General features: G+C 39.8%; 14 protein-coding genes and 2 pseudogenes. 2 read left to right on the top strand and 14 right to left on the bottom strand.

Going from position 1 to position 17,036, the window contains the following annotated elements; all coding sequences use genetic code 11:
* Nucleotides 1-140: 140 nt before the first annotated feature.
* The 6 genes and pseudogenes from AC1F2U_RS33375 to AC1F2U_RS33350 all read right to left on the bottom strand — a co-directional run.
* Nucleotides 141-287: pseudogene (locus AC1F2U_RS33375) on the bottom strand (SDR family oxidoreductase); the annotation flags it as partial.
* Between the two features lie 292 nt (nucleotides 288-579).
* Nucleotides 580-756 (bottom strand): hypothetical protein, encoded by a 177-nt coding sequence (locus tag AC1F2U_RS33370; RefSeq protein WP_480265033.1) that lies wholly within the window; start codon nucleotides 754-756, stop codon nucleotides 580-582.
* A 279-nt stretch (nucleotides 757-1,035) separates the two neighbouring features.
* Nucleotides 1,036-1,605, bottom strand: a complete 570-nt coding sequence (locus tag AC1F2U_RS33365; RefSeq protein ID WP_480265032.1) for a hypothetical protein — start codon at nucleotides 1,603-1,605, stop codon at nucleotides 1,036-1,038.
* 146 nt (nucleotides 1,606-1,751) lie between these two features.
* Nucleotides 1,752-1,958 carry a high light inducible protein gene (locus AC1F2U_RS33360; protein WP_322673011.1) on the bottom strand — a complete coding sequence of 69 codons (207 nt, stop codon included), beginning with the start codon at nucleotides 1,956-1,958 and terminating at the stop codon, nucleotides 1,752-1,754.
* A gap of 262 nt (nucleotides 1,959-2,220) precedes the next feature.
* Nucleotides 2,221-3,921: a beta-carotene ketolase CrtO gene (crtO, locus tag AC1F2U_RS33355; protein ID WP_480265031.1), complete on the bottom strand. Its 1,701-nt coding sequence runs from the start codon at nucleotides 3,919-3,921 to the stop codon at nucleotides 2,221-2,223.
* Between the two features lie 451 nt (nucleotides 3,922-4,372).
* Complete coding sequence (locus tag AC1F2U_RS33350) at nucleotides 4,373-6,121, bottom strand: KAP family NTPase (protein ID WP_480265034.1); 1,749 nt, start codon at nucleotides 6,119-6,121, stop codon at nucleotides 4,373-4,375.
* Between the two features lie 807 nt (nucleotides 6,122-6,928).
* Here AC1F2U_RS33350 and AC1F2U_RS33345 point away from each other — a divergent pair.
* Nucleotides 6,929-8,392, top strand: a complete 1,464-nt coding sequence (locus AC1F2U_RS33345; RefSeq protein WP_480265030.1) for an MFS transporter — start codon at nucleotides 6,929-6,931, stop codon at nucleotides 8,390-8,392.
* Between the two features lie 20 nt (nucleotides 8,393-8,412).
* Here AC1F2U_RS33345 and AC1F2U_RS33340 read toward each other — a convergent pair.
* From AC1F2U_RS33340 to hflX, 6 genes and pseudogenes are all read right to left on the bottom strand, one after another.
* Nucleotides 8,413-8,598, bottom strand: a pseudogene (locus AC1F2U_RS33340) (DUF72 domain-containing protein); the annotation flags it as partial.
* A gap of 69 nt (nucleotides 8,599-8,667) precedes the next feature.
* Complete coding sequence (locus AC1F2U_RS33335) at nucleotides 8,668-8,874, bottom strand: hypothetical protein (protein ID WP_480265029.1); 207 nt, start codon at nucleotides 8,872-8,874, stop codon at nucleotides 8,668-8,670.
* A gap of 116 nt (nucleotides 8,875-8,990) precedes the next feature.
* Nucleotides 8,991-9,752 (bottom strand): bifunctional 2-polyprenyl-6-hydroxyphenol methylase/3-demethylubiquinol 3-O-methyltransferase UbiG, encoded by a 762-nt coding sequence (gene ubiG / locus AC1F2U_RS33330; protein ID WP_480265028.1) that lies wholly within the window; start codon nucleotides 9,750-9,752, stop codon nucleotides 8,991-8,993.
* Between the two features lie 213 nt (nucleotides 9,753-9,965).
* The gene (locus AC1F2U_RS33325) at nucleotides 9,966-11,234 is read right to left on the bottom strand and encodes an ATP-grasp domain-containing protein (protein WP_480265027.1); all 1,269 of its coding nucleotides are present in this window, start codon (nucleotides 11,232-11,234) and stop codon (nucleotides 9,966-9,968) included.
* 186 nt (nucleotides 11,235-11,420) lie between these two features.
* The gene (locus AC1F2U_RS33320; RefSeq protein WP_480265026.1) at nucleotides 11,421-12,293 is read right to left on the bottom strand and encodes an isoaspartyl peptidase/L-asparaginase family protein; all 873 of its coding nucleotides are present in this window, start codon (nucleotides 12,291-12,293) and stop codon (nucleotides 11,421-11,423) included.
* A 14-nt stretch (nucleotides 12,294-12,307) separates the two neighbouring features.
* A complete protein-coding gene (gene hflX / locus AC1F2U_RS33315) occupies nucleotides 12,308-13,996 on the bottom strand; it encodes a GTPase HflX (protein ID WP_480265025.1) in 1,689 nt (562 codons plus the stop codon).
* 264 nt (nucleotides 13,997-14,260) lie between these two features.
* On the opposite strand from hflX, the gene AC1F2U_RS33310 reads away from it, so the two are divergent.
* Complete coding sequence (locus tag AC1F2U_RS33310) at nucleotides 14,261-14,482, top strand: hypothetical protein (protein WP_480265024.1); 222 nt, start codon at nucleotides 14,261-14,263, stop codon at nucleotides 14,480-14,482.
* A gap of 202 nt (nucleotides 14,483-14,684) precedes the next feature.
* Here the strand turns inward: AC1F2U_RS33310 and uvsE are convergent, their stop codons facing one another.
* Together uvsE and galE are read right to left on the bottom strand one after the other, a co-directional pair.
* Entirely contained in the window at nucleotides 14,685-15,641 is a 957-nt protein-coding gene (gene uvsE / locus AC1F2U_RS33305; RefSeq protein ID WP_480265023.1) for a UV DNA damage repair endonuclease UvsE, read from the bottom strand.
* A gap of 119 nt (nucleotides 15,642-15,760) precedes the next feature.
* Entirely contained in the window at nucleotides 15,761-16,747 is a 987-nt protein-coding gene (galE, locus tag AC1F2U_RS33300) for a UDP-glucose 4-epimerase GalE (protein WP_480265022.1), read from the bottom strand.
* Between the last annotated feature and the right edge of the window lie 289 nt (nucleotides 16,748-17,036).

The raw sequence follows: 17,036 nt of genomic DNA, 5'->3' as shown, positions 1-17,036 counted from the left end.
ATATTTAACAGCTTTTTCCAATTCTTCTCGGCTCTGTTTAATCTCAACTTGCAATTTGAGACCCATCACACTTGTACCAAATACACCCTTGTGAATAATTTAGCGCAGCTTCATACAGAAATGGTATAAGCACTTTAATATGGAAGCGATCGCCTACCTTCCATTGAAGATATATGGATCAGTGCGCCCCGCCCTTCACGTTTAAGATGAAGTAACGCCACCATCGCACCATATACTTGCCCCATCAAATTGACATCAATAAGATGCTTAAACTCTTCTGGTGTGGATAAGCTTAGGTGTCACTCAAATCTGAATCTCTTGTTGGCACAAGCGATTGAAGTTATCTATATCAGTAACTAGCTTTTCGATTAACTCGATAGACTCGTACATTGTTTTTTGATAACATTTTGGATGAGAAAAAGAAAAATTCAAGCCTCAGAAAAATATGGCAGTGCTTTTACCCAAACAAGGGATTTAATAAACTAAAAGCACTACCATATATTTTACTGAGGAGCATTTTATATCTGAAGATATTTAATGTTATCAAAAAACAAAAAATTCCTGATTCAATAAATAGGATTAAAACCGAATCAGTCCGTAATAAGCACTTGCAGCAACTAGGATAATTGTTAATACCCCCAGGGTTGTGCTAAGTAAAAATTGGATAGAGGTTTTTTGATTGAGAGCTTCTTTATTTCCACCTTCAAGTGTTGTCCGTTCGGTGTTGTTAGAATTGGTTACGTTGTCAGTGTTCATGGTTTTTATCCTGTTTGATTATTTATTACAATTTCGCCTATAATCCCAAAGATTAGATCTAACTTTAGTATGAACAAAAAAGGTAGAAATAACTCGATGGAATTAAAACTGACTTTCATCCACCTGATTACAAATCGGCATCTCAAACATCTTGCGAACTCCGTTATTTTTCCTAAGATAATCCGTACAATAATCGCTATAAGAATTCGTTAAAAATTCTGGATTTAATGCGCAGATATAGTAACACCTGTGAAAAGCATTTTTGTTATGAACAAATTGCTAATTTTCCTCACTATTTGAAGCCTGCGGAGAATCATAAACGCCCCAATATTCAATACCCCGATCGCGTAATATTGGTTCGGCGCGATGAATTTCTTCTTCTGAGCCTTCTAGTATAAGCAAATAATAACTCTGCTGGAGGCGATCGCTATAAACTCTGGCTCGCTCTTCAGGGATACCTAAATCACCTAATGCCTTCAGTAAATTCTGATTTGCTGCGGCTCCCACAGCAACACCTGCCACGCTACTAACCAATGCTACACCTACGGAACCTGCTGCGAGTACGGCTCCTAAACCGGGAAGTGCCAGACTACTCAAACCAAGTAACGCGCTACCCCAAGTAGTTGCTGTCAGTGTGTCTCCTACTGCTCCGGTTGTATCAACATCTCGATCGCCAATGCGATCGCTTATCTGCGCCTCACCTAAGTTTTCACCTTGTTCTACATCTTTAGCAATAACAGAAACTTTTTCCATCGGAAAATTTGCAGTTTTCAATTCATTAATTGCCTGCTCTATTCCTTGAGAATTCGCAAATACTCCTAATGCATGTATTGTGTTTTTAGTTATCATATTTTCTCCTTCGTAATTATTGTATTAGTGCGTCCATATATAACCTCGGCATTAGACTCTAATTCACGAGTTTATTTATTACAACGCTCCTAAATTGTTATTTATTGAATTATTTCCCCAAGGGGGGATAAATCATCAGTGAAGAATTATCGAACCAAGTGGAGTACGTCACGCACTAAACTATAGCCAGCTAAATCCCAAAGTACGTAAGAAATAAAGCCAATCATCGCTAAACGCCCATTCCACAACTCTTGTTGCGGATTCCATCCAAAAATCCAAGCATTGCGATCGACACCGTTATAGGCTTTAGCTTCAGTAGATAATTCAACCACTTTGTTCGTTTCAGTTGCCATTGTAAATATTCCTGAATAACTCTACTACATCCACATCTTAGTTACTATTACGGTTTCAGTTCTCTGTCTATTGGGGAATCTGAAAGCGTCACAGGAAGTATCTGTAAAATCTTATAGACTTTCGAACCTTTGGGCAAAAAAGCATCAGGAACTTGCTCAATAAGCTTTACAAAATCTCATCTCTCGCAGTTTCCCTACTTCAGACTCAACTTTCAAATTAAGCAATATCCTGATGCTATTTACTTTTTTTACAAACAGCCTTTTAGTCTGATTCATTCCTCAAGACAGATGCAAACGCAGATTTAATTGAACCTCCGGCTTCCTTGATTTTCTGGGCGATGGGTTGCTCATTATGCAAAAACACACGCGCACAGTTGCGTCCCGGCAAACCGGAAATTGAACCACCCGGATGACTTCCAGCACCAGTAAGATACAAGTTATCAATTGGTGTTTTGTAGTTAGCTAATTCCGGCAACGGACGGAAGCAAAGCATTTGTTCTAAGGTCATATCGATGTGGTAATAATTACCTTTATAAGTCCCTAACCGTTCTCCCAACTCAGCCGGACTTTCGACATGACGGGCGATGATTGAATGTTGCAGATTAGGCGAATACTGCGCCAGTTTATTAATCACTTTGTCTGCAACTTTGTTTTTCAGTTCATCCGTCCAACCCGTACCTTTTAAACCTGTACCCTGTGCACCAGCAATTTGATAAGGGGCAAAAAACTCTATCCATAATGTATGTTTATCTTCCGGTGCCATCGATGGGTCGAGTCCGGTAGGCATTACTACATACATTGATGGGTCTTCATCAGGAATTTTGCCGAGAGTAATCAGACTATGAGCTTGTTCTACATGATTGACGGAATCAGCAATCAGAATAGAACCCATCAGATAGTTATCTTGGTGATTGTGATGGACAAAACGCAATGGTTCAGATAAAGCACAATCAATTTTGAGGATGGTTTCATTGTTGTTGACGATGCGGCGATCTAACCTTTCGCGCAAGTTGCGATCGCTATTATCTACATCGCTAGTATCCATTAGTTGCAAGAATAAGCGCTTGGCATCAATACTTGAAATTACACCTTTGTTGGCACGATATTCTTTGCCACCAGCAACCCGCACACCAACCGCTTTACCATTATCTACCAAGACTTTTTCTACCTTTTGGTCGGTGAGGATCGTACCACCTTCAGCTTTTACCATCTTCACCAAAGCTTCCACAAGTCCACCACTACCACCACGCGGTCTTGCCATACCAGGATTATGACGCAACATCATCATCATCGCCCCAAAAGACATAGCTTTTTGCGAGGGAGGGGAACTCAGTTCGGCTGAGAGTCTAGCCAGAGGTGCTTTGACAAACTCCGAATCGAAGTACTCGTTAATATTATCTGTGGCACTGCTGAGTAAGGTACGCAGTAAATCAAGGGTTGTGTTAGAGCCACCTAGAAGAGAAAATAAGTCTTGCAGACTATTGAGATTGTAATTACCAGCAATATCAACAATTGATTTGGGTGGTGCATTGAAGAAAGGAGCAATCCCTGTGATAAAGCGCTGCCAAAAATCGGCATATTCAGCGTATTTTTCCGCATCACGCTGACTGTAACGGGCAATTTCTGCACAAGTCTTTTCCACCGATTTGTGAGCTAAGAAATACTTGCCATCTGGATGGGGGCAAAAGGCAACTGGATCGCAGCTAAGATATTCCAAGCCGTACTTATGCAGTTCCAACTCTTGAATAACTGGCCCTAAGAAAATAAACAGATGGTTAATCGCGCAAGGACTAAATTTAAAACCAGGTGCTTCATCAGGCATAAGTTCTTCAGTTGTGCATCCACCACCAGGGAGCGATCGCCCTTCTAATAACAGGACGCTGTAACCAGCTTTTAGCAGGTAGCCAGCACAAACTAAGCCATTATGACCAGCGCCAATAATTACAACGTCATACGATTCCATGACTGCAATGTGGTAAGTAAAGTATATTCCCTGATATTAGAAAGTGTTGAAGATATCTAAATCTTTCGTGGGTTATAGAATATTTATATATCTATGGGAATCCTACTTGAATTTTGCTAAGTATACTGAGAAATAAACTTTTGTATACCAAGCTTATAACCACCTTGGTTGTTCAAAAATAAATAGGAGTCCTATAGTAGTAGTGTTTTTATTACCAATAAGTAAATTTATTTTTAACCCACTTTTGTTACTATATTAGACCTCTTGCATAAATCAGAACTAAGAACCTCACCCCGCCAAAGCTACGCGTTGTCTCCCCCTTTCGATGCTTTGAGGAGGGGGTTGGGGGTGAGATGTTAGTGACTTTTACAAGAGGTCTATTGTACTCAACCAAGAAACACTATAGATAAATCCAGAGTTTATATTATTTATAGCTAGTATCATTTTTTACCTATATTCTTGCAGTCATTTCTTCTAGTTCTTTGAGGTGCTGTGCGTTCACAAGCCATTTCTCTTCATAGTTAGATTGATCTGTAGCATATTGACTATGTTGCTCTTTTAGTATTGCAATTTCATGATGAATTATTGGTAACGCTTTCCCTTGGGTAATTACTTTTTTTAGCAACTCAAACCGTAATGTTTCATTAATTTGACGCAAGAGTTGCGAGATACAACGGCTAATGATAACTTCATTGCTAAAAGCAAGAATTCTATGAGATTCATCATCTTGACATAATAATTGCTCGCTGACATCAAACAAAGCTTCTACAACTGAAGGGATGTAATTCACAGGAATTTCTTCAGTGGAATTTTCTAGCTGTTCTATAAATACCCTGGCTTGCGTTATGCCGTTTGGAAGTTTTTGTTTAGCAAGTTCTATGAGATAATTTCTAAATTTTTCTGGATTTTCAACCCAACCAAGGATAATTTTTATCTGAATATTAGATAATTCACCTGCTGATAACGACAGACGAAAGTAAATAGGAAATATTTCTAAACTACACACACGTAGCTGTTCGCGCCATTCCAACTCTTGCTTTTCATCTAGAGAAGTATTACCCAAAATGAATTTTAACTTAGGAAAAAGGTGTATTAGCAGGTTTTTAACAGGCTGCTTGTCTTCATCTCGCAGTTGAGCAATCCAGGTATTCAGAAGATTCTTGAGTTCGTCTATTGAAAGGTTTACCTCTCCTACAAAAATATGAGGATTTTGATGAATTATACTATAAATTTTTGGGCAAAAGACTCGCAAAGACTCAATAGCAATAAAATCAACAGGGTTTACTTCATCTTTTACTACTGGATACGTCACTGTTAAAGTGTTAATAAGACGAGTAATATCGCGGATGTTAGTAAGAAAGTGTTCTATTCCTTGAAAGTAAATATCACCCCAGCGAGTTTGGTTAATTTGTTGTTTTGGAGTTTCCGTAAATATATTATCAAGTTTTTCAAAAAGTAGCCTGCGAAGTGAAGTTTTATCAGGATTAGGTAACTCAAAACTAACTTGAATAATCTTTTCTAAGTATGCTTCCTCAGATGTTTCTTTAGTATCTGCAATTTTTCTCATTACAACTTCTTTATCAAAAACCAGCAGATAGACAAGATTAGTAAAATTTCGCATTGCTTTAAAAATACGAAATAACTGCTTGATATCTTCAGCAGGCAACCGATCGATATCATCAATTGTTACGACTATTCGCCGTTGCTGCTGTACTAACGTATCTTCTACTTCTTCTTTTAATTCGGCAGCTTCCTTGTCCTTCTCGTCCAATAATGCTGCTAATGCCTTGCCGGTTTGAGCATAAGGTAGAGGAATGTCTGAAATAATGGCGGCAAAATCAGCTAGTCTCTCTTTCAAACCTTTTGGTACGGATGACTGTTGGCTTAAAACGTTTTTTAATTGGTCAAAAAAGCGTCTTGTGATATTTTGATGCGCAGAGAATAACCAAGGATTAAAAGGAACGATGATTGGTTTCTCCTCGTCTGGCTTTTGCTGAAGATAGTGAACTACAAAGTTTAATAATGTAGATTTGCCAGAGTTCCAAGAACCGTAAACTGCAATAACGAAACCTTCAGGAAAGGTCATTTTGCAAATACTGTCTGCTAGATACTTGGCAAAGTTGGCATTTCCTAGCAGGTCTTTTTCAGGATCGACTAAGGAGCTATCTACCGATATATCGTTAATTTCTGTTTGTGCCATAAAAGAGTTTTTTACTGATGTTGCGATCGCCTCTATCGGGGCGTAGCCCATAGTGACACATTCAGTAGGATGAGCAATGATACCTTAGGATAGAAATTTTCAGTGGAATAATTTCCTCAAGACTTATGCAATTGGTTTTAGATTACTTATTTGGCATCGCTGAAATTAGGAGGTTAAATAGACAAACAGTGTATATGGTAAATTTTCTCTCCACATTATCTAAAAAGACTACTCAAATAACTTGAATTTCAACCCAAATCATAACTATTGGTTAGATAAATGCAGCATTCTTTATGTCTATGTGTACTAGTGGGAGCTAAATTTTAATATTCCTATATAAAGGTATTAATCCTCAAGAATGATTTTGAAAAAATCCGATTATTTTCTCTTCACCAAATATTAATTAACTGCTAAATTTATTACACTAAAGCTTTGAGCAAAATCTATATTAACTTTAGGTCAAATAATTGACTTATGAGATGGAAGCCTAGCGCCAGTTATACAGCACTTTGCAACTAAATGAGGTACAGAAGCAAGGATTCACAAATCAAATTATTCTTCTCCCTCCTGCCTTCTGCCTCCTGCCTCAAAACCAGTGACTTTGTACCTCATGCAAAAGAAAACTGCTGTATATTAGTTATTTCTGTTCAAGCTGTTTATAGTCAATACTTACTATGGACTAGTTCTTCAGGATAAGTAAGCAATTGCAATGCCTTAGAACTTATTGATTAAATATTATATAAGTTTTACTAATTGTGGCTAGTAGTAGCTATAACAATTTAATTCTTTAAATATTGACTAAATAATATGGTTCAGCCCCAAGAAGATGACATTTCAGTAGAAGCTAGTTCTCTTCCCCCTGTCCCCATTCAAGAAATCTCAGAGGATAGGGCATTAACAGAGACGGTACTTTTCCCAACTCCAAAACTGTTTCTAAAAATTCCTAAGCCAGAAATTCGCCAAAGTCTCAAGGCGTTAACTTATGAAAGTCTCTTTGCTGCGATTCTTTATAGTATCATCGGCGGCGCGTTGCTCAGTAATTTCTTGCTAGAGTTAGGTGCTGGCCCAGTCGAAATTGGTCTACTCGCGGCTATCCCTCAGATGGTGAATCTGCTTCAACCACTGGGAGCGTATTTGGTAAATCGAAGTACCAGCTTCCGTTGGTATTTCATGTGTATTTTCGTCCCGTCACGGCTGCTATGGTTGATTCTTCTACCAGCGATTTGGTTGGTTACTTCATCTCGTATTACTGGATACCAAGTAGTACAGTTGACATTAGCAATTCTCTTAGTAGCTAATATCATCGAAGCTTTTGGTCGCGCGCCTTGGCTTGGGTGGTCAGCTGTGTTAGTACCTCAACGGTTGCGGGGGCGATATTTCGGCTTTCGCAATAGTATTCTCGGCTTGACTAACCTTGTTGGTGTGCCTCTGCTAGGTTTAGCGGTATCAGCTTGGCCTGGTGGAACCCTTCAAGGTTATGGTGCAGTCTTGGTTGTAGGAATCATCTTAGGGCTAATCAGTGTGGGCTGTCAGTTCTGGATGACTGATATAAACCCGCAGCTTTTAAAAGTTGGGGATTTAGACACATCACACCCACAGCCCAAAGGAATAGATTTTAGCTTGTTTAAAGATGCTAATTTTTTGAAGTTTGTGCTTTACCTGAGCATCTGGTGCTTTGCTGTTAACATCAGCAATCCTTTCTTTAACCTCTATATGCTGGATAACCTGGATATAGATATTAGTGTAGTAACGATTTATCACGGCTTAGGAACTGGTGCGAATATGCTAATGCTGCTTTTGTGGGGCAAACTGGCCGACCGAATTGGGAATCGTCCACTACTATTATTAGTGGGAGTCTTGGTGGCGGTGACACCTCTGCTGTGGCTCTTGGTTGGAAGCGATCGCATTTCTTTTTGGATCTGGCTACCCTTGTTGCACATACTAGCTGGCGCAACGTGGGCAGCAATTGATTTATGTACCAACAATTTGATGATGGGAATAGCACCGTTGCGTAATCAGTCGAGTTATTTTGCGATCGCAGCTGCAATTGCTGGTATCACTGGAGCAATGGGTATTACTGTCGGTAGCTTTCTAGCAACTCTGCCCGGTATTGCGGGTTTACTGGGGTTGTTTGTTCTCTCAGGCTTACTACGCATGGTTGCACTTGTACCTTTAGTTTTTGTTCAGGAGCAACGCTCTATACCACTGAGTCAGCTAATGCGATTCTTATTCCCAATGAAGCAGTCAACCGATCTGATAGAAGTGGAATAATAAGTTTTCAATTATGTATTTCAACAACATCCCAGCAAACTATAGAGTCGTTGAGCATCACGAATAGCGTTTCCATCGGGGTCGTTGTTGAAATACACGTAAACGTCAATCTCCTGCATTAGAAATGAACGGATATGCTCAACCCATGTAGATAATTCTTCATCGCTATAACCTACGTTCCATTGCCCACTGTGCATACGGATATAAGTCCAAGGGGCACTATTTTAAAGGCTACAGCCGCTTACTATAAATATTTAATATCCTTAAAATAATTTTCAAGTTAGTAGTTGATGGCTGAATTTTTGGAGTTGAAGTTGAACCCAATTACCACCTTTCCCTATACATTGATGGCATATATCTCCATAGCCTTCGCCTTGGTCATTGCATACAATTAACCTGGCTCGACCTGTCTGAGAATTTTGCTGGCAAATTAAACATATTTTACTAATTTTGCCTGTATTACATTCTATTTGAAATTTCATGTCTCTTCTCCTGATTAAATATATTTAAATGAAGTGAAAATTATCTATTTGAGATTTATATTTTTTGAAAAGTTTTATCTATAAAAGAGTGCATCAAAAATAAAATTTATGCTTTATCAGCTTGGTTTAACTGCTTGACCAATGTAGCAAATAGAAGTATCATTATTAATTTTTATCTCAAATAATTCTGCTTTTTCACCTTTAATTTGATTATTTAAGCCTTTAAGCAGGATATTTTTCAATGTTTTAAAGCTACTCCCACCCGTCAAATCAAATCCTTTAATTTCAAAATCTGCAAAGCCAGCCTTTTTCATTACTTCTATCATTTCTTGGGGTTTAATAAACTTATTCCAGTCATGAAGTCCAGGCGGTATATGATTTAGGGTATCTTCTAAAAGCCAAATCATTATAAATTTAGACTTAAAATTTCTATTAATTGTGTCAAACAAAAATAATCCATCTGATTTTAAAACTCTATAAGCTTCTGAAATAACTTTTTTCCAATCTTCAACATGTTCTAATACGTCAAAGCACAAAACAACATCAAAACTATTTTCTTCGTAAGGGAGGTTTTCAGCTAATGCTCGCTGATAATCAATTTTTAAATTACTTGCTCTAGCATGTTCTTGGGCTATTATAATTGAATTGAAAGATAAATCTATTCCAGATACATCCGCGTTTAGATTAGCTACAAATTCACAAGCTAATCCTCCTCCACAACCAATATCTAAAACTTTCAATCCTTTCCAATCTGGCACGAATTTTGAAAAAAACTCGAATCTTGACTTGTTAAGATGGTTAGAAAGATATAAAGTTTCTTCTTCCTTCCACCATTTATCTGCGTTTAAATCGTAGTATTCTAAGTTATTTCTTTTCATTGTCTATTTTCCTTGTATAAAACAAGTTAATTCATTGAAAAATTAGGCAAAAATTTCAATTTATATGAGGATAAATGAAACTTGATAATGCCAGATATAGCAATCCTATTTGAGTTGTGAAAACTATCGAACCGCCAAGTCGCCAAGATCGCCAAGAAAAGAAACAGAGAATTTCACAAATATTTAGGATTGCTATATCAACAGTGGCGGTGTTTAAGGGAGCCATTGTAATCCCTTATCCTGTAATTGCTGCTCGATCTGCTGCATTTCTTTGATACTTTCTCCAGTAGCGATCGCATAAATTTCAGTATAGATTTTTCCGTATTTAGCTTTCTCTAAAGCCGACAGAATGATTAAGTCTTTGCGATCTAGTTCTGGTTTTAAGGCCACTAAAATTGAATCTAACGTTCCTTCCATACGGTAGTCACTGGAATATTTAGCTACTTCCTTTCCTAGTCCCAGTAGGGTGTGACGCTGCAAGCACAATGGAGTCGATCCATTGACTCGAAAATTGGCATCGATCGCATAAAATTGTCCGTCTGGATCTTCCAGCACATCAAAGCCAATCACGCCGAAATAACCCTGTTTGTGAGCATACTGACCAATGGCAGCAATCATCTCAAAAAACTTGCTCATATCAGTGTTGCGGTAGTCAATCAGTCCGCCTAAATAGTTGCCTTCTGGAGTGACGAGTTGGCTGGTAGTGCCGATGAGGGTTATCTCTCCTAACTTGTTGACATAGAACTGTACGCAGTAATTCTGCACCTCATTCTTGACGAACTCCGAAACAATAATCGTATCGAGCAACTGAATATCAAGATATTTCCTGATTTCTTCAAAACAGTAGTTCAAATCGCTGGAGCTTTTGATAATATAAGTACCTTCTCCTGATAGTCCGTGGGACGTTTTAATTAAATAGGGAAATTCTGGTAATTTAATATCTTCGAGATTGACTTCATGCAAATTGTAGCTTTCGTATTTTGGACATTGCACCCCCAGTTGGTCTAGCGTTACTTTGCTAAGTAAGCGGTAATGGGTGTCTGAATCAACAGCGTGTTTTTCAGGTTTTAGACGATCGAAGGGAAATAAAGTGATGAGTTTGTCAAAATGTTCGCCCTGGCTGAGGTCATCCAAATAAGTTGAGCAATCCATCATCGATCGATTGGAGTCGCTGCCGAAATGTTCTTGCCAGTATTCAAGCAGAGACTTTGGTGGTGGAATAATCACAATTCCAGGAATGCGATCGCCTAATACAGCCAGATTTTTCCACGGTTCCTTCTGACAAATCTTGTCGAAGGAGGTTTTGGTGGCTTCACTACTGCCATCTTGAATAAAATATTTTTTTCGGTTAGGATAAGCAGCCCAACTGGCAGTTGCAGGGTAATTTAAAATAAACCCATAAGATGCATCTGTGATATCTTCAGCAAACAAGTCAGAAAGAGAATTCCCTTGAAAGTATTGAAAGTTATATTTTAAATTCATCTAGTCCTCCGAGAAACCGCATCCACAAAGAGGATGCGGTTTTTTTTAGAAAACGAGTTTCCTGGATTTCCAAATAATATCAACTTGAAAAAATTAAGCTGTATATTTAAACTTGAAAATTCAGATGTAATTTGGCTTCATTAATTACGCATTATCTGAGCGTAGCCGATCGCGAATTGATATGAGTTATTTCTTGGTAAAGACAGCCACCTTGTCTTGTCCTGCGGTCATATAAGCACAAGCCATGTGTGATGAATTATAGGCCCAACCAACGCGTCCTTGACGGTCTATGAGGATGCACCCAGCTTCACCTTTAACCTTAGAAACCAAAGCGTCAATCGCCATCTGTGCGGCTTCATCTGGATGCCGATCGCCAGTCAAAAAATCGATTGCAGTTTTAGCCAAAACCACCGGGATAATCGACTCACCATCACCTGTTGTTGAGCAAGCGCCGAATTTATTATCAGCGTATAAGCCACAGCCAACGATTGCACTGTCACCAACGCGGCTACATTGCTGCTTTGTAGTCCCGCCAGTTGAAGTGCCAGCAGCTAAAACACCGCTAGCATCTAAAGCAACACAACCTATGGTGTTGGGGCGATCGATAACTTTCCGATCTTCCTTCCACTGCTGCCATTGCTCCTCGGCTATTAAGTCTTCTTTTTTACACATTTCAGCACCACAATCTATAGCGAAGCGTTCTCCACCCCGCGCTACTAGCAGCCTGGGTTTTTCATCCATAATTTTTCGGGCAACCGAGATTGGATGACGTACACCCTGAACTGCTGCGATCGCTCCCCAACATAATGAGCCTTCCATGATCGCCGCGTCTAACTCCACTTCTCCGTCGCTGTTGAGAGTTGCACCAAGACCAGCGTTAAATGTCGGGTCAGCTTCCAAAACACGAGTAGCTGCTTCCACAGCTTCTGCGGCAGTACCTCCGCTAATTAGTACTGCCCAACCAGCTTCTGCTGCTGCTGTACAGCCTGCATTATTGGCTGCAACTTTGTCGTCTGTGATGGTTTTTGCTCCACCGTGAACAATGATAGTCGGTATCATATAATTTCTTCTTGTTAGTATGAATTTTGTGAGACTGCAATCGCTTTAACGGGTTCGTCTATTAGTTGCAGCGATCGCATTTTTAAAGTCTCTAAACCCAAGTGCTGGGTTGCAGATATAAACACAGCTTCGGGATAATCTTGTTGAACTCTAGCCCAGGTTTCGCTATCTACTTTGTCAACCTTGTTAAAAGCAAGCAAACTTTTTTCGGGAATCTCAGGCATTTCTTCGAGTATTTCCAGCACACTTGCAATATGGCTTTCCCAAGCTGGATGGGACAAATCCACGACATGAATCATGGCATCTGCCTCAACTACTTCCTCCAATGTGGCGCGAAATGCATCCATCAGTGGTGGTGGGAGTTCGTGAATAAACCCTACAGTATCTGTGAGCAAAATTGAGCGGCGTTCTTGTGTTTCTGGTTTTGTAATTACCACCTTGCGGGTTGTTGGGTCGAGGGTAGCAAATAGTTGATCTGCGGTGAAAACCTCCGCATTGGTTAACACATTCAGCAAAGTAGATTTACCAGCATTGGTATAACCAACTAATGCCAGAACCGGAATTTGTTGCTGTTGTCGTTGTTGTCTAATCCGGGCGCGATGTGCTTGTAATTGGTTTACTTCTTCCTGTAATTGAGCAATTCGCCGTTGAATTGTTCGCCTTTCTGTCTCTAGTTTGGTTTCACCAGGCCCTCGCGTACCAATCCCCGCACCTAATCGAGACATTTCCTGACCGCGGCCGCGTAGCCGAGGTAACATATATTCGAGTTGCGCCAGTTCTACTTGTAATTTACCCTCTTGAGTGCGAGCGCGTTGAGCGAAAATATCCAGAATTACTTCCGTGCGATCTACAACTCGGATGCCAATCTCTTGTTCTAAATTACGGGCTTGAGATGCAGAAATATCTCGGTCAAAAACGATGAGATTAGCTCTGAGTTTTTGAGCTAAAAGCGTGATTTCTTCAATTTTTCCCTTACCAACCACTGTTTGGGGATGGATGCGATCGCGCTTTTGCCGCATTGTATCAAGTACAATTCCTCCAGCACTTTCAACCAAACGTACCAGTTCTGCAAGTCCATCTTCAAATCGTTGAACTGAGACATCTTCTGTTTGCACTCCTACCAGCAGCACTCTATCTTGGTCGGAAACAATTTCTTGAGATAGGAATATTCCATCCCCTGCGTCAACAATTTCTCTTTCCCATTCGTGAACTAGTTCATCAAATTCCTGTTCGGTTAGATCGTCCAAACTTAGAGGAGGTGAAATTACCCAAGGACTTTCTGAATCAGGGAAAAGGTAAGTTAGAAAAGCTTCTTTTGCTTCGCCATCAATTGCGGTTAACATCACAAGAGCATCTAAGCGCTGACGCATCATTGCAATCAATGCTGCTTCATCAGGTGGTTCTGATTTAACTTGAGTAGCAATACAACGGATTCCGCTCAAACGTTCTGCACTGCGGCGGGGTAATTCTTCAGGTGGAATTTGAGTTTGATTTGGTGTTCCTACAGCAACTCGGATAACTTGCCCACGCCGATTGAGATAACAACAAATCGGGTGATGAATTTGTTGACTGATTGTAGCTAAGGCTTGAGCAAATTCTGGCGTAATAAATCTATCTGCTGGTTGATTTTGCTCATAAAGCTCTTGCAGTCGTTTAATCTGACTAGCTTTTATTCCCTGAACATTGCCATAAATTTTTTGCATAAAACTAATAATTTATAGGTTGTTTTCATCTCTGCATATTATTATTTTGGTCTTTTTAATTTTGATTTAATCTATCAAGAGACATAAGCAATTTAGCTATAGATAATCACCTCAAAATAAAGCTTTTATAAAATGGTTTATAGACCAATTAAGTGAAGTATTAACCATAAATGAGACTGTAAACGTGTAAGAGATTGTTTGAAAAGTGGTTATGTGATTTTAGGCACTAACTGCTCCCCCCTAGCCCCTCTTTTTAAGGCTACGGTGTACACACAAGTCTCTCGATCTGCACCTTTGTTGCATCGACCTGCATCTTTGTTGCATCGTCCTGCACCTTTGTTACATCGACCTGCATCTTTGTTGCATCGTCCTGCATCTTTGTTGCATCGACCTGCACCTTTGTTGCATCGTCCTGCATCTTTGTTACATCGACCTGCACCTTTGTTACATCGACCTACAAAAATTAACCCACCCTACGTTACATAGCAACTTTAAAAGACTTGTGTGTACACTGTAGCTTTTTAAGGGGGAACCGGAATCAAAGTCCCCCAATTTATCGGGGGATTTAGGGGGATCTAGAACGTTTTGTTACCGAGAAGAAAACTTTTCAAACATCCTCTAAGTTTCACTGTGGTTAACCCAGACACAACAGCAGAGGTGCAGAGAACATAAACTAGATGTCTCTAATTTACGTACAATTATTGTTCATTAGCCACGAAGAACGCAAAAGTGCGATCGCTTCTTCTTTTTGTTTGGCTTCGACTTCGATCCACGGTGCTTGGTAATAGACGTTAGGCATATCGGTAATCAAGTCGCTGTGTTTTCTGTCATTGAAAGCTTGCTCGCCATTGGAAATATGGACTAATTGCCAATCTGGATTTTTCCAAGTTTCTCGCGCTGCGTAAAACATGGATGCTACACTCGGATGATCGTAGCTATCCAAATTTTCGTGACAAATATGATGATGGGCATCAAATACCATCGGCACATTAGCTTGCTGACATACTGCTAAAATTTCATCGGCACTATAGGCGTATTCATCGTTTTCTAGAGTCAAGCGACTTTTGATGTTTTCTGGTAGTTCGGAAATTACTTTTACTAGTTGTTCAGCCCGTTGAGATTTGCCACCATGAATATTCATCAATGACCAAGGCGATCGCGGTAATCGCAGTAAGTCAAGTATACGTGCATGTCCTGCTAAATTATTGATACTTGCCTGTACCACTTCAGGAGAATCAGAACTTAGCACTACATATTGATCTGGATGCAACACCATTCTGATGCTCAATGCATTTGCTCGTTGGCCGATTGTTGCTAAATCAGCGCTCATTGCCTCTAATATATTTACACCGATTTTGTCTTCTAAGTCACTTAGGGGAAATAAATTAGAAGACATCCGATAAAGCTGAATTTTATTTTGCTGACAAAAGGAGAGGGCATCATGTAAGCGTTGTAAATTATGCCGATACAGTTCGCTCAGGGCACTTTCGCGATCGCTAAGGGAAAGTTTTAAGTATCGGGTGCGTGTCATTGTCCGAAAGCGCACTTGTTTGTCCGAGGTGATGCAAACTAGCCCTAAAGAGGGCAGTGTACTTTTTTGGCACTGCTGTGCATTAGGGAAATTTTGAAACTCGATTACACTCATTAACTAATACTAACTGTTACCTGTTTTGAGTCATTTTTTAATTTAAACAAGTTCTACGATTGGCTTACGAGTACCTAAAGAATGAATTCCTAAGCCTTACAGAATGTTTTAAAATGTCTTTACTTATGTCGTTGTTGATGCCATTGCCAAGCATGGGCGATAATTTCGTTCAGCTGAGGATATTCTGGATGCCAACCCAAAACTTTAGTTGCTTTGTCGCTGCTGCCAACTAAAATAGGAGGGTCGCCTGGTCTGCGATCGCGTTCTTCTATTTTAATTTCTTTGCCTGTTATCTCTTGAGCAGTTTCTATCACTTCTCTGACTGAAAAACCACTGCCATTTCCTAGATTAAATACTTCGCTCTCTCCACCTTTGAGCAGATATTCCAAACCTAAAATATGGGCTTGTGCCAAGTCAGCCACATGAATATAATCGCGGATGCAAGTACCATCTGGGGTAGGGTAATCAGTGCCGAAAATCAAAATAGATTCACGCTTACCAAAAGCAGTTAGCAGTACTAATGGTATGAGATGAGTTTCAGGTTCGTGGTCTTCACCCAGCAACCCATTATGGTCAGCACCTGCGGCGTTAAAGTAACGGAAACGTACAGACTTTAAATTGTAGGCTGCATCAAAATCTGATAAAATTCGTTCTACCATCCACTTGCTAGTAGCATAGGGACTAATGGGATCTTGTGGATGGTCTTCGGTAAGGGGAACAAACTTTGGTACACCATAAAGAGCGCAAGTAGAAGAAAAGATAAATTTCTTAACTGACGCAGCAAGCATTGCTTCTAAAAGTGTTAGAGTACCTGCAACATTATTATGGTAATATTTGGCTGGATCTGTGACAGATTCACCCACTGCGATATAAGCAGCAAAATGCATAACCGCAGCTATATTGTGAGTTGAAAATATGTCATCAAGAAGAGTGCGATCGCTCATATTTCCAATAATCAAGTTTACCTGCAAAACTTCTTCTACAAGTTCTCTATGTCCGTTCGATAGATTATCTAAAACGATTACTTTATAACCCGCGTTTTTCAGAGCTAATACAGCATGAGAGCCAATGTATCCGGCTCCTCCCGTAACTAAAATAGTTGACATAATTTTGCGATGGAGAATTGGGAATGGGGAATGGGGAATTGGCAATGGGGCATTGGGCAAAACAGTTCTGAGTGCTGAGTGCTAAGTAAAGAGTTAGGAGTTAAGAATTTTCCCCCTGCTCCCTTGCCCCCTTGCCCCTCTGCCCCTCTGCTCCCCTACCTCCCCCTAGCTATCTAATTGGTATTTTAGGGCTTGAGACTCAAGCACAGAGAGAATTTCTGTATGTTGATTGACCAAACCTTGTATTGCGGTAATTGGATCATGGTGAAGGCGATGTTTGCGTTGGCGA

This window comes from Nostoc sp. LEGE 12454, from assembly GCF_056620565.1.
Note: the sequence above shows the minus strand (reverse complement) of the source record. Positions and strands in the feature narration are given on the sequence as shown.

Coding starts and splice junctions, on each gene's coding strand:
- AC1F2U_RS33370 (WP_480265033.1), bottom strand. CDS start 756: ATGAACACTGACAACGTAACCAATTCTAACAACACCGAACGGACAACA.
- AC1F2U_RS33335 (WP_480265029.1), bottom strand. CDS start 8,874: ATGAAATTTCAAATAGAATGTAATACAGGCAAAATTAGTAAAATATGT.
- AC1F2U_RS33325 (WP_480265027.1), bottom strand. CDS start 11,234: ATGAATTTAAAATATAACTTTCAATACTTTCAAGGGAATTCTCTTTCT.
- AC1F2U_RS33350 (WP_480265034.1), bottom strand. CDS start 6,121: ATGGCACAAACAGAAATTAACGATATATCGGTAGATAGCTCCTTAGTC.
- AC1F2U_RS33365 (WP_480265032.1), bottom strand. CDS start 1,605: ATGATAACTAAAAACACAATACATGCATTAGGAGTATTTGCGAATTCT.
- AC1F2U_RS33360 (WP_322673011.1), bottom strand. CDS start 1,958: ATGGCAACTGAAACGAACAAAGTGGTTGAATTATCTACTGAAGCTAAA.
- hflX (WP_480265025.1), bottom strand. CDS start 13,996: ATGCAAAAAATTTATGGCAATGTTCAGGGAATAAAAGCTAGTCAGATT.
- galE (WP_480265022.1), bottom strand. CDS start 16,747: ATGTCAACTATTTTAGTTACGGGAGGAGCCGGATACATTGGCTCTCAT.
- crtO (WP_480265031.1), bottom strand. CDS start 3,921: ATGGAATCGTATGACGTTGTAATTATTGGCGCTGGTCATAATGGCTTA.
- uvsE (WP_480265023.1), bottom strand. CDS start 15,641: ATGAGTGTAATCGAGTTTCAAAATTTCCCTAATGCACAGCAGTGCCAA.
- ubiG (WP_480265028.1), bottom strand. CDS start 9,752: ATGAAAAGAAATAACTTAGAATACTACGATTTAAACGCAGATAAATGG.
- AC1F2U_RS33320 (WP_480265026.1), bottom strand. CDS start 12,293: ATGATACCGACTATCATTGTTCACGGTGGAGCAAAAACCATCACAGAC.
- AC1F2U_RS33345 (WP_480265030.1), top strand. CDS start 6,929: ATGGTTCAGCCCCAAGAAGATGACATTTCAGTAGAAGCTAGTTCTCTT.